Annotated in this window: 11 protein-coding genes; 5 read left to right on the top strand and 6 right to left on the bottom strand. The window is 37.4% G+C overall.

Translation table 11 applies throughout. The annotated features are described in order from the left end of the window. Nucleotides 1-20 precede the first annotated feature (20 nt). The 3 genes from BUA97_RS06505 to lepA are packed head-to-tail and all read right to left on the bottom strand — an operon-like array spanning nt 21 to nt 4,591. Entirely contained in the window at nt 21-1,502 is a 1,482-nt protein-coding gene (locus BUA97_RS06505) for a DUF6770 family protein (RefSeq protein WP_072996986.1), read from the bottom strand. Next, entirely contained in the window at nt 1,499-2,749 is a 1,251-nt protein-coding gene (locus BUA97_RS06510) for a M48 family metallopeptidase (protein ID WP_175546177.1), read from the bottom strand. Before BUA97_RS06510 ends, BUA97_RS06505 begins: the two co-directional genes overlap by 4 nt. Before the next feature lie 45 nt (nt 2,750-2,794). Then, the gene (lepA, locus tag BUA97_RS06515) at nt 2,795-4,591 is read right to left on the bottom strand and encodes a translation elongation factor 4 (RefSeq protein ID WP_072996988.1); all 1,797 of its coding nucleotides are present in this window, start codon (nt 4,589-4,591) and stop codon (nt 2,795-2,797) included. 174 nt (nt 4,592-4,765) lie between these two features. Here lepA and bamD point away from each other — a divergent pair, with 174 nt between their 5' ends. From bamD to BUA97_RS06540, 5 genes are all read left to right on the top strand, one after another. Beyond that, the gene (gene bamD / locus BUA97_RS06520) at nt 4,766-5,758 is read left to right on the top strand and encodes an outer membrane protein assembly factor BamD (RefSeq protein WP_072996989.1); all 993 of its coding nucleotides are present in this window, start codon (nt 4,766-4,768) and stop codon (nt 5,756-5,758) included. 36 nt (nt 5,759-5,794) lie between these two features. Next, nucleotides 5,795-6,118, top strand: coding sequence for a DNA-directed RNA polymerase subunit omega (locus BUA97_RS06525; protein ID WP_072996990.1), 324 nt, complete (start codon nt 5,795-5,797; stop codon nt 6,116-6,118). A gap of 111 nt (nt 6,119-6,229) precedes the next feature. After that, nucleotides 6,230-7,423, top strand: a complete 1,194-nt coding sequence (gene coaBC / locus BUA97_RS06530; protein WP_072996991.1) for a bifunctional phosphopantothenoylcysteine decarboxylase/phosphopantothenate--cysteine ligase CoaBC — start codon at nt 6,230-6,232, stop codon at nt 7,421-7,423. A gap of 91 nt (nt 7,424-7,514) precedes the next feature. Next, entirely contained in the window at nt 7,515-8,420 is a 906-nt protein-coding gene (porD, locus tag BUA97_RS06535) for a type IX secretion system protein PorD (protein WP_072996992.1), read from the top strand. Between the two features lie 36 nt (nt 8,421-8,456). Then, complete coding sequence (locus tag BUA97_RS06540; RefSeq protein ID WP_072996993.1) at nt 8,457-10,106, top strand: DNA repair protein RecN; 1,650 nt, start codon at nt 8,457-8,459, stop codon at nt 10,104-10,106. Here the strand turns inward: BUA97_RS06540 and BUA97_RS06545 are convergent. The 3 genes from BUA97_RS06545 to BUA97_RS06555 form a co-directional block, all read right to left on the bottom strand. Next, nucleotides 10,095-11,621 carry a GH3 auxin-responsive promoter family protein gene (locus BUA97_RS06545; protein ID WP_072996994.1) on the bottom strand — a complete coding sequence of 509 codons (1,527 nt, stop codon included), beginning with the start codon at nt 11,619-11,621 and terminating at the stop codon, nt 10,095-10,097. The genes BUA97_RS06540 and BUA97_RS06545 overlap by 12 nt on opposite strands. A gap of 110 nt (nt 11,622-11,731) precedes the next feature. Further along, nucleotides 11,732-12,373, bottom strand: a complete 642-nt coding sequence (locus BUA97_RS06550) for a 50S ribosomal protein L25/general stress protein Ctc (RefSeq protein WP_072996995.1) — start codon at nt 12,371-12,373, stop codon at nt 11,732-11,734. Between the two features lie 44 nt (nt 12,374-12,417). After that, a complete protein-coding gene (locus BUA97_RS06555; protein WP_072996996.1) occupies nt 12,418-13,356 on the bottom strand; it encodes a ribose-phosphate pyrophosphokinase in 939 nt (312 codons plus the stop codon). Nucleotides 13,357-13,428 lie beyond the last annotated feature (72 nt).

Raw genomic sequence — 13,428 nt, forward strand, 5'->3', positions numbered from 1 at the left:
CTCAGCTGAAGCGATTTTTCTTATTCTATATAGATTTTTTCAAGATGCAGCTCTGCTTGTTTTCCGCCCGGATTCTTTTTATCTTTTTTAAAATATTCAATCAATCCGACATAACCATTTTTAGCAGCAAAGAACCAGGTGTTGGAGTCTTTCTTTTCCAGGTCTATTTTTTCCAACTTAAAAGATTTTGTTGCATCATTATAAACCAAAATATTCAGAACAAGCTTTTTTTCCTGATCCGGATCTATGAAAAAAGAGGCATATCCATTATTATTCTGAATACTCTGCCCATATCTGTATTTTGGATACAGACTTTTATTAACTTCATTAGAAGCCATTTTTACAACTTTGAAATTCTGATCCAAAATCAGGTAAAAAAGTTCTGTAAACTTGTATCCACCAGACATAAAATCTGACTTAAATGTTTCTCCAAAAACCAGGTGTGTTCCGTCTGGTCTGATCTCGAAATCTTTAAAATCCAGAAATCCTTCCTTTGCTATTTTACCATTGACATCAATAGGAACATACGTCGCCAGATCTGTAAATGGAACATAGCTGTTGGTGACTACGTTACCTCCGTTCCTTTTATAGCTTTTTTTGAAAATCCCGAGTTTATTCATCGTAAAAGCCGCGGATGTCTGATCTCCGCTATAATACTCGCCAATGCTCACCAGATCATCGCCTATGAATTTTACTGTGTTTATGACCAGTTTCTTTCCGGATTCATCCATTGATGAAAAGGCGGATTCTTTACCATTTTCCGTATCAAGGATAAGCAGCTTGCTGGAGAGATATTTTTTCTTTTTGAAATAATTAGCCTTCAGTGCGATACTTTTTTCGTCATTGGCAAGAAAGTCATATTCATAAAAGTGTTCCGGTGTTTCTCCGACTTTGGTAGGCAAGATCCATTTTTGATTGCCGTCCAGATCAATAAAAATACCGTTCTTCATAAAAGAATAAGAACCGCTGATCGATCTGTTTGCTAAAAGAAAACCTTTGTCTTTTGCTTTATAAGCCAGACCACCTTCATTATAGAATTTATCAAAGCTATCTTTAAGAACTGTGTTTTCCGTGTTCATTAGCTGATAATTCTGCAAAGTAAATGGCTTTTTCACTTCGGCAGTTTTGATGTCGATCAAAACATACTGCTGATTTTTATAAAATCCTCCTGAAGCCAGTTCTGTAAAACCCAACAGTACTTTTCCTTTGTTGAATAATGCCTGACTAAGCCTTTGATTGGGAACCTGGCGGGCAATTACAAATTCATTTGTTGATATTTTGTTAAAATTTTTATCGAGAATGATGTATTTGTATTTGTTTTGTCTGGCATCGATTTTATCCAGCTTATGTAGCTCCAGATATCCGAAAAGCTCTTCACCGTCATAGAGAGATTTGAACTCTTCCAGCTCACCCCCAAGATTCCCTAGGATTTCATAAGTCTGCGCATAAACACGGCTGCCTGTCATAAAGATGATCAGAAATAACATTAATAGTTTTTTCATGGTTTGTTTTTTTGTTTAGCCTGGATAACGAGTTTATCAAGATAGGCATTAGAAATATTATCAAAAAAAGTATAAAAAAGCTGCTCGCTTTTGCTATGTTCTTTGGGATTTGGAAATATAATATATTTACCGTAGTTTTTTGATTCTCTTGCAGTTTTCAGCTGTTTTAAATTTTCTGACAGCATATTGGCTGCAAATCTGTCATTGGGATGCTTTTTAAGATATAGCATCGAAAAATAAAGAGATCTTCCATAATTTTTCAGAAGATATGCGTTTTGAATATTTTCGAGTTCTGCCGCTTGCTTTAACTCCTGAAAAATCAAATTATTTTTTTCAAAAACCTGATTTTGGTTGCCTTCCAGATTTTTAACAATATTGATACGTTCCTCACAAGAGGGATGTGTTTTTAGAGAATCGATATTCCATTTAAAAAAATTCTCATCGATGCTGGTGTATTCAGAAAGGTTATCTCCGGAAAATAGCCTGGCATCAGCAGATTCCAGAGAAAGAATTTTATGGAAATCTTCCGTCGTCAGGCTATCTTTTTCTATATCAGACGTTTCCAGTATTTTCAGAAGCCTTAATATTTCGCTGGTGGAATATTTAGTTTGTTTTATGATTTCCAGAGACTTTTTATCTGCTTCAATCTCATCTTCTCTGTTCTTTTTCTGATTGTCATAAACCAGACTTTTAAGAAGAGATTCTGCCTCCTTATTTTTATTGAATTTATGTTTTTTGATTTGTTTAGCCTCGGAAATCAACTCATCATCTGTAGAAATCTGAACATATTTATCCACTTTATTTTTAGAATGAGCTAAAACATTATGACCAAGTTCATGAGCTAAAACGGCAGCTAGCTGATTCTCGTTTTCCAGAATTGTCAAAAAATTCTGATTAAAAATCAACATGCCGTTCATCGTCATATAGGCATTCTTTGTCTCATCCCGTGAAATCAATATTTTCAACCGTTTAGCATTATCTCCATAGGACGAAAATTCAGAAACAATACTTCTGATGTAGTCTTCCAGTTTTGGATAAATATAGATCTCATTGTTATTAACATCCCTTATCAGACTGTCAAATATACTGTTATAAAGATTGTTATAAATCTTCCTTTTGTCAGAAGGTTGTAACCTTGCAGACTGAACAAAAGCTTTTTTATCTTCCTGAAGTTTGCTGATTAAGTCTTTTTTATAAATATAATTAGCCGTGTCAGTTGGCCTGTAGATATCCTGAGATCTGGACAAACTGTAAAAGAAAATGAAAAAACAAAAAAACTGCTTCACAGAAAATTAATCATTAAGCTTCAAAACCGCCATAAACGCCGACTGCGGAACTTCTACCCTACCAATCTGCTTCATCTTTTTCTTTCCTTCTTTCTGCTTCTCAAGAAGTTTACGTTTTCTGGAAATATCACCTCCGTAACATTTTGCGGTAACGTCTTTTCTTAAAGCTTTAATCGTTTCTCTGGCGATAACTTTTGTTCCCAAAGCGGCCTGAACCGCAATATCAAACTGTTGTCTCGGAATCAGTTCACGCAGTTTTTCACACATCTTTTTACCGATGTGATACGCATTGGAATCGTGAATTAATGAAGATAAAGCATCCACCATATCGCCATTAATCAAAATATCCATTTTCACCAATTTAGAAGCTCTGAAGCCAATCGGATGATAATCAAAAGATGCATAACCTTTGGAAATAGATTTCAATCTGTCATAAAAATCGAAAACCACTTCTGCTAAAGGCATATTGAAAATCAATTCCACTCTGTCAGATGTCAGGTAACTTTGGTTGACAATCTCACCACGCTTTTCAATACAAAGTGTCATCACGGAACCCACGAAATCCGATTTTGTAATAATTGAAGCCTTAATAAATGGCTCTTCAACACGATCCATGGTGGTTGGATCCATCATTTCGGATGGATTATTGATCAATATTACTTCTTCAGGATCTTTTTTGGTAAATCCGTGGTAAGATACGTTCGGAACTGTAGTGATTACGTTCATATTGAATTCTCTGTCCAACCGTTCCTGAACGATTTCCATATGCAACATTCCCAGGAAGCCGCAACGGAATCCAAAACCAAGCGCCGCCGAACTTTCCGGCTCGAAAACCAGAGAAGCGTCATTCAACCTTAATTTTTCAAGGGAAAATCTTAGTTCTTCAAAATCTTCGGAATCGATCGGATAAATTCCGGCAAAAACCATTGGTTTTACCTCTTCAAAACCTTCAATCGGTCCTGCTGCAGGTTTTTCAAATGAAGTAATCGTATCACCAACTTTAACTTCCCTGGCATCTTTGATTCCGGAAACTAGATAACCTACATCTCCGCATTCTACGCTTTTCTTTGGAACCTGTTTCAGCTTCAAAGTTCCCACCTCATCTGCTCCATATTCTTTTCCGGTGGCGAAGAATTTTATTTTTTCGTTTTTAGAAATACTTCCGTTTACCACTTTGAAATATGCTTCAATTCCTCTGAACGGATTGTAAACCGAGTCAAAAATCAAAGCCTGAAGCGGTGCATCGGGATCACCAACCGGAGCTGGAATCCTTTCCACGATCTGTTCTAACAGATGATGTACACCTTCACCGGTTTTTCCGGACACTCTCAAAACATCTTCATATTCACAACCTATAAGATTCATAATTTCGTCGGTCACTTCTTCCGGATTGGCAGAAGGCAAGTCGATTTTATTCAGAATCGGGATGATAGTTAAATCATTTTCAAGCGCCAGATATAAATTACTAATCGTCTGTGCCTGAATACTTTGAGCTGCATCAACAATCAGAAGCGCACCTTCGCAAGCTGCGATAGAACGGGAAACTTCGTAAGAAAAGTCAACGTGTCCTGGTGTATCAATCAGATTAAGAATAAACTTTTCTCCTTTATATTCATAATCCATCTGGATTGCGTGAGATTTGATTGTGATCCCGCGCTCTTTCTCCAGATCCATATCATCCAACGTTTGAGATTGCAATTCTCTCTGCGTAACGGTGTTTGTATATTCCAAAAGACGATCTGCCAACGTGCTCTTACCATGATCGATATGTGCAATGATGCAGAAATTCCTGATATTCTTCATTTATAATTCTTGTAATTTGCAAAAATACATTTTTTATTGGGATGTTGGAAGTGAGAAAAGGGATGTCGGTACAATAAACGTTAATCTTTCATAAAAAAAATATATTGATGAAAAAAGTTTTATTTTTGCAGATTATTAATAATATTCATATTACAGAATATTCTGACGATCGTTATGAAGAAATATCTTAGTTTGCTGATGCTGTCGGTGGTTTTGCTTTCTTGTAAAACTGAAATGGATAGAGCAATGAAAAGCGCCGATAAGGATTTTATACTGAAGGTTGCTAATGAAAAATTCGCAAAGAAAAAATGGGCAGATGCTCTTGCTTTGTATGACAGGTTACCTAATCTTGTTGCAGGAACCGATGATGCACCCAACGTGGTCTTCAATTCGGCCTATGCCAACTATTATGACAAAAACTATAGATTAGCTGCCAATCAGTTTAAAAATTTCACAATCAGTTTCCCTCAGGATCCAAGAAAAGAAGAGGCAGCTTACCTGTCAGCACTTTGTTATTACGAAGGCTCCCTGGATTACAATCTGGATCAGAGCAACACAGAATCTGCCATAACAGAATTGCAGAATTTCTTAAATGAATATCCTGATTCCGAACGCTCCAAAAACATCACCCAATTAATCGATGAGCTAAGTTATAAGCTGGAATTCAAAGCATATGAAAATGCAAAGCAGTATTTTAAAATGGGCGAATATAAAGCAGCTTCGGTTGCTTTTGAAAACGTGCTGGAAGATTTTCCTGCAACCAAGCTGAGACCGAAAATCTACGATATTATTCTGAAATCAAAATATGAGCTTGCCGTCAACTCTATCTACGACCTGAAGAAAGAAAGACTCGACGCTGCTGCTGCGTACGCAAAAAGAGTATCCAACGATCTGCCCAATACAGATTATGCTAAAACAGCAAACGATCTCTATACAAAACTGGAAGATGAAAAAGTGAAATTTGCAAAAGTTCAGGAAGAAGTTGAAAAAAGAAAAGCCGAATACGAGGCCAAAGTGAAAGACGCTGAAGCCAAGCAAAACGAGAAAGAAGAAGAAGCTCAGGAGAAAAACCAGCTTAGTTTGGAAAAAGCTGCTGAACAGACAAGAAGAGACAGTGCAAAGATCAATACACCTGAACCTCAAGCGACTTTTAAGTTTAAAAGATAATTACTATATTTGCATTCTCAAAAATAATTTCGCCCAATGAGTGTTAAAGATACAAAAGCTGAAGTAAGCACGATCACTTACGACAAAGATAAAATCGAGGAAAAAGTTGGTAGCATCTACGAAGCTATCGTGATTATGGGTAAAAGAGCCGAACAGATCAACGCTGAGATCCGCTCTGAACTTCATGGAAAATTGGATGAATTTGCTGTTCACAATTCTACTTTGGAAGAAGTGTTCGAAAACAGAGAACAAATAGAAATCTCCAAACATTACGAAAAACTTCCGAAACCAACATCTATTGCGATCAAAGAATGGCTGGATGATGAAATCTATTTCAGAAAAACTGAAGAGAAGAAATAATCTTTTTTGATTATTAAGAAATACTGAACCGTCTTATTGAAACATCAATGAGACGGTTTTTTTGTTATTAAAATTATTAATACTTTCGTTAATAAAAACCATACGTAAAAAATGAGTTTGCAGGGCAAAAAAATCATTCTGGGTATCACGGGCGGAATCGCAGCTTATAAAATAAATTATCTCGTCAGGGATTTTGTAAAAGCCGGTGCGGATGTCAGAATCATAATGACAGAGTCTGCTAAAGGTTTTGTTTCCGAACTGACTTTTTCCACGCTTTCAAAAAATAAGGTCTATACTGATTTTTATAATGAAAACAAAACCTGGAACAACCATGTAGAACTGGCTCTGTGGGCAGATCTCATGCTCATCGCTCCTTGCACGGCAAACACCTTGGCAAAAATATCCAATGGCATCTGTGACAATTTTCTGATGGCTGTTTATATGTCTGCAAAATGCCCGGTTATCATTGCACCGGCAATGGACCTCGACATGTATGTACATCCCGCTGTAACCAGAAATATGCGGATAGCCGAAAGTTTCGGACATCAGATTATTCCGGCAGAATTCGGGGAATTAGCAAGTGGTCTTGTTGGCCAAGGCAGATTAGCCGAGCCTGAAACTATTTTCAATGCTGTAAACCATCAGCTTTTTGGTACTGAAAAGAGTTTTACCGGCAAGAAAATCCTGATCACAGCCGGTCCAACTTATGAAAACATCGATCCCGTAAGATTCATCGGGAATCATTCTTCCGGAAAAATGGGTTTTGATCTCGCAAAAGAAGCTGCTAAAAGAGGTGCAGAAGTCATTCTGGTATCTGGACCATCTTCCCAGCAAATCAATATCGAAAACGTTTCGGTTTACAGAGTTACCTCGGCTCAGGAAATGTATGATGAGGTCTTCAAACATTATGACAATGCAGATATTGCTATTATGAGTGCTGCAGTCGCCGATTACACTCCAAAAGTAAAAGCTGCAGAAAAAATTAAAAAAAACGAAAACGAACTGATTATAGAACTTGTCAAAAACAAAGACATTCTCCGAACAATGGGCGAGAAGAAAACCCATCAGTTTCTGGTCGGCTTTGCCTTGGAAACTCAAAATGAAGAAGAGAATGCGAAACAAAAGCTCCAGAAGAAAAATCTGGACATGATCATCCTAAACTCCCTTAGAGATGAGGGCGCAGGATTTGCTAACGCAACTAATAAAATCAAAATTTTCACTCCAACAGAAGAACAGTCTTTTTCATTGAAATCCAAAGAAGAAGTGGCGAAAGATATTTTGGATTTTGTTACCCGGAAATTGTAACAAATCCTTTGGTTTTCCGTTATGATTTTATCGGATTCCGGATGCTGATCTTTGGCAGAGAATCCTTATTTTTACAAACCTATTTTATCGAATGAAAAAACTACTTTATATAATCTGCATTTTGTTTTTTGCCCAGACGGCATTTTCTCAGGAGCTTCTGGCTAATGTACAGATCAACAACCAACAGATCGCAGGAAGCAACACACAGGTTTTCAGAACTTTGGAAAAATCTTTGCGGGATTTTATCAACAATACCAGTTGGACCGGAAAAAAACTGCAGAATTTTGAAAAAGTGAAGTGTAATTTCGCCATTGTGATTTCTGAAAGGCCTTCCAACAACAGCTTCAAAGGTTCGATTGTGGTTCAGGCAACGCGGCCTGTTTTCAATTCGCAATACGAAACACCGCTGATGAATATTAACGATACCAATTTCTCTTTTGAATATAACGAAAATGAGAATCTTGTTTTCAACGAAAGACAGTTCTCTGGAAAAAACCTTATTGACGTCATCAGCTTTTATATCTATGTAATTCTTGGATATGATGGTGACAGCTATCAGCTGAAAGGCGGACAACCTTGGTTTGACAAAGCTTTTAAAATCGCTCAAAATTCTCAGAATCAGAATTATGAAGGCTGGAATACGATCGAAAGCCAGAGAAACAGAGGCGCATTGATTTCCGGACTTCAAAATGAAAACACTTCTACACTGCGAACTGTTTATTACAGTTATCATAGAGCCGGTCTAGATAATCTTGCAAAGCAAGACCAGAATCCTGCAAAAAAGACCATTGCCGAATCGCTGATGCAGCTGAAGTTTTACGAGAATAACTTTCAGATGAACTATCCTATTAGTGTCTTCCTGGAAACAAAAAGCAATGAGATATTTAATATATTCAATTCGGGTTCAAACACTTCGGTTAACATCAGTGAGCTGAAAACGCTAATGGGAACGCTTTCTCCAAAAGATATCGATTCCAAATGGGACAAATGGAAATAGTTTTAATCATTAATAATCTCTATTAATTTTAAAACTATGCTGTCACGGATTTTTATACAGAATTTTGCTCTGATCGACCGATTGGAAATTGATCTCAAAAACGGGCTACAGGTCATCACGGGAGAAACCGGAGCGGGAAAATCTATTATTCTGGGGGCACTCAGGCTGATCATGGGAGAGAGAGCAGATTCTAAATCTTTCGCTAAATCCGATGCGAAAAGCATTGTTGAAACCGAATTCAGGATTAAAGAAAATTTTAAAGTTTTTTTTGATGCCAATGATCTGGATTTTGAAGAGCACACAATTATCAGAAGAGAAATTCTACCTGGCGGAAAGTCACGTGCCTTTATTAATGATGTTCCTGTAACCCTGGACATCCTGAGAGAATTGTCGTCAAAATTAATTGATATTCATTCCCAATTCGAAACCTCTAATCTCTTTACGGAAGAGTTCCAATTCGGGATTCTCGACGGATTAGCAAAAAATAAAATTTTGCTGACTGATTATCAAAAGATTTTTAATGATTTTCAGAAAACAAAAAAAGAGATAGAGCAGTTAAAAAAATCATTATCCGAAAGCAATAAGGAATCCGATTATAGAAATTTTCTTCTCACAGAATTGGAAGAAGCCGATCTGGATAATCTTGATTTTGAAACCCTTCAGAATCAGCTGACTCTTCAGGAAAATGCAGAGCAGATCAGTGCACAGTTATCACAATCGCTTTCAAAGCTTAATGCTGAAGAGTTCGGAATTCTTTCAGGTCTTTTTGACGTTAAAAATAAAATTTCAAAACTGTCTAAGCTTTCCCCGGATTTTAAAGAACTGAGCAACAGACTGGAAGCCACTTACCTTGAAATCAAGGATATCAATTCCGAATTTGAAAATAAAGCAGAAGATCTGGAAATGAATCCCCTTTTGCTCCAGAATTTATTATCAACAATCAACCGGATCAATTCACTTTTTCTGAAACATCAGGTTGATAACATCGAAGGATTATTATTAATCAGGGAAGACTTATCTGCAGGTCAAAACTCTTTGGAAGAGATTGAAAAAGAGCTTGAAATTAAAGAAAAACTAAGCAAAAACCTGGAAATTCAATTAGAATCTCTGGCCAAAAAACTTACTGAAAACAGAATCAAATTCTCCTCTGTTCTGGAGAATCAGGCCAAAGAAATTTTCCAGAAGCTTGGCCTTGAAAAAGCAGTTCTTAAAATAGAACTTACGGATTCTCGACAATACAATTTGTTTGGTAAAAATACGATCCAGATTTTGTTTCAGGCTAATTCCGGATTTCCGCTGAAGCCGATCCAAGGTGCAGTCTCAGGCGGCGAAAGGTCAAGAGTAATGCTCGCCATCAAAAAAATAATGGCAGAGAATAACGAACTTCCGACTTTAATTCTGGACGAGATTGACACCGGAGTCTCCGGAAGAATCGCGGAGGAAATGGGAAAACTGATGCAGGAAATGGCGCAGGATCTGCAACTGATTGTTATTACACATCTGGCACAGATTGCGGCAAAAGGAAATGAAAATTATAAAGTCATAAAATCCGACGAAGACAGTATTACCAAAACAACTATTGTGAAACTATCAGAGGCCGAAAAACTTAATGAAATCGCACAGCTTATTTCCGGATCAAAAATCACGGAAGCGGCTATTTCCCAAGCTAAAGAGTTAATTGGATAGATTTTTGTTCAGCATCAGCAAAGGATCGATATATTCCCGGTCATTGCTGAGTCTTGGAACTTTGTTCTGCCCGCCAAGTTTTCCCCGGCTTGCCATCCATTCATAAAACAAATTGGATTTTGCTGCATGAACAATCGGTTTTCTTAAGGTAATATCGTTGTATCGTTTCGCTTCGTAATCAGAATTAAGGGTTTTGAGCATTCTGTCAAAAACATCTGTGAATTCGTTTAAGCTATTTGGTTTTTTTGTGAATTCAAAAATCCATTCGTGGCTGCCTTTGCTTTCATTGGTCATGAAAACCGGAGCGCCTGTATAATCCGATATGCTGGCATCCAGCTTTTCGCAGGCAATTTTCAGTGCTGTTTCTACATTATCAATCATTAACTCTTCACCAAAAGCATTGATATAATGTTTTGTTCTTCCTGATATTTTGATCCTGTAAGGGTGGATAGAAGTGAACTTCACGGTATCCCCGATGAGATAACGCCAAAGTCCGCCGTTGGTGGTAATCACTACAGCATAATTTTTATTCAGCTCTACTTCCGAAATGGGAATCGCTTCCCGAACACCGGCATAAAACTTATCCATCGGAATGAATTCATAGAAAATCCCGTAATCGAGCATGAGTAACATTTCGTCACTTTCCGACTGGTCCTGAATCCCGAAAAACCCTTCCGATGCATTATAAATCTCATAATAACGGATATCTTTTCCGATGATGTCTTTATATTGATTTTTATAGGGTTTAAAGCTTATCCCACCATGAAAAAACACCTCCAGATTTGGCCATAATTCTCCTATGTTTTGTTTTCCCGTTTCCTGAAGAGTTCTCTGCAGTAAAACCATCATCCAACTCGGGACACCCGTCAAACTTCCAACATCTTCATTTCTCACTTCGCTGATAATGGCTTTCATCTTGCTTTCCCATTCGGACATGAGCGAAATTTTTTTATTTGGAGTATTGATGATCTCTACCCAGAAAGGCAAATTCTCAATCAGTATCGCGGAAAGATCGCCGCATTTTGTATTGAAATCCTTATACATCTCCGCACTACCGCCTAACCGAAGATTTTTGTGCTGGAAAAGCTCGCTTTCCGGATGGTTATTGACATATATTGACACCATGTCTTTGCCAGCTTTGTAATGACAATATTCCAGGCTTTCTGCGGTTATAGGTATGAATTTACTTTTTGCATTGGTGGTTCCGGAAGATTTGGCAAACTGCTTAATTAATCCCGGCCATATCACATCCTTCTGACCTTGTCTTGCTTTTTCAATATATGGTTCAAAATCTTCATAGCTTACAATCGGAATTTTACGCTGGAAGTCACGGTAATTCGAAACCGAACTGAAACCGAACTTTTGGCCGTACTCTGTTTCTTCTGCATTAAACAGCTGAGAAAACAAAAGTCCCTCCTGGGTTTCTGTAGGATATTTTATGAAATTTTCAATCTGATCTATGCGCTGACTTATAAACCAATTGACGACTGTATTAAAAAGTGCTTTTGTTGCCATTCTTCACAAATATAACAAATTTTGAGAATGGAAAAAGGATTGATTTTAAAAGAAAAATAAAAAGCCACAGGAAAAATTCCTGTGGCTTATATATGATAATAATTAAATTATTATTCTGCAGAAGTTTCTTCTGTAGCAGCTTCTGCTCCTCCTTCTGTTACCTCTTCTTCATCTTCATCATCCATTGCAGCTGCACCGCCTTTCATTGCATTTCTAGACATCTTCACAGCAGCAATTACTGCATTATCCGGATGCATGAAAGTATAAGAATCATTTTTAAGAGCCTCTACATAGAATTTGTTTCCGATTCTCAATGGTGTTACATCTACCACGATTTCATCCGGCAGATTTGCAGGAATCGCTTTAACTTTCAGTTTTCTGAAAGACTGTCTTAGCGCACCACCGGCAACAACACCTTTTGCACGTCCAACAATTTTTACAGGAACTTCCATTATTACCGGCTTATCTTCTGATAACTGGTAGAAATCCACATGCAGAATTCTGTCTGTAATCGGGTGGAATTGAATATCCTGAAGAACAGCAGGAATAGTTTGTCCGTCAACCTCAATAGATACCGTGTGTGCTTCAGGCGTGTAAACAAGATCTTTGAAAGATTTCTCTTCAGTAGAGAAATTCAAAGGCTCCTGACCACCATAAACAACACAAGGAACTAATTCAGCATCACGTAAAGCTTTTGTAGACTTTTTGCCCACGCTTTCTCTTTTTGTACCTTGAATTGTAATTGATTTCATTATATAATGATTAAAATTTGAGGTTGCAAATATATTAATTTTTTTTAAATAATGAACTTATCACTTATCGATTTGTGTTCATGAACGCTTTTCATTACATCTGCAAAAAGCGACGCACATGAAAGCACGCTTATTTTTGATGACTTTTCTGCTTTTTGAGGAATAGAATCTGTAACGATAACTTCCTGTAATTTAGAATTTTCGATATTTTCGTAAGCCTTTCCGGAAAGTACACCGTGGGTTGCCATTGCTCTTACGGATTTCGCTCCTTTTTCCATAAGGATATCTGCTGCTTTGCAAAGTGTTCCGGCAGTGTCAATCATATCATCAATCAGAATCACATTCTTGTCTTTTACATCACCAATCAGGAACATCTCTTCTACAACATTGGCTTTTTTTCTTTCTTTATAACAGATTACCACGTCAGCACCAAGATGACCCGCATAATTTTTCGCTCTCTTTGCGCCACCCATATCCGGTGATGCAATGGTCAAGTTATCCAACTGTAATGATTGGATGTAATCCACAAAAATCGTAGACGCATAAAGATGATCCACAGGAATCTCAAAAAATCCCTGAATCTGATCTGCATGCAGATCCATTGTCATGATTCTGGTGGCTCCTGCTGCGGTCAAAAGGTTAGCCACCAACTTTGCACCGATTGGGGCTCTGGGTTTATCCTTTCTGTCCTGTCTTGCCAGTCCGTAATAAGGAATTACCACCGTGATGTTTTTAGCAGATGCTCTTTTTGCTGCGTCAATCATTAACAACAATTCCAAAAGATTATCAGCGGGAGGAAACGTGGATGCAATAAGAAAAACTCTTGCGCCTCTGACGGATTGCTCCAAAACCGGCTCAAATTCTCCGTCACTGAAATGCTGAATATTGATTTTTCCTAACGGCTGTCCATAAGACTGAGCGATTTTTTCGGCCAACTCGTGGCTGGTTCTCGTAGAAAACAAATAACTTGCTTGATCTGACATTTTTACTTTTTTGCAAATTTAAAAAATAATGAAAAGCCTGAAAGTCTATTTTTGAACTTTTCATAGATTCTT

The organism is Epilithonimonas mollis (assembly GCF_900142325.1).
Classification (GTDB): domain Bacteria; phylum Bacteroidota; class Bacteroidia; order Flavobacteriales; family Weeksellaceae; genus Epilithonimonas; species Epilithonimonas mollis.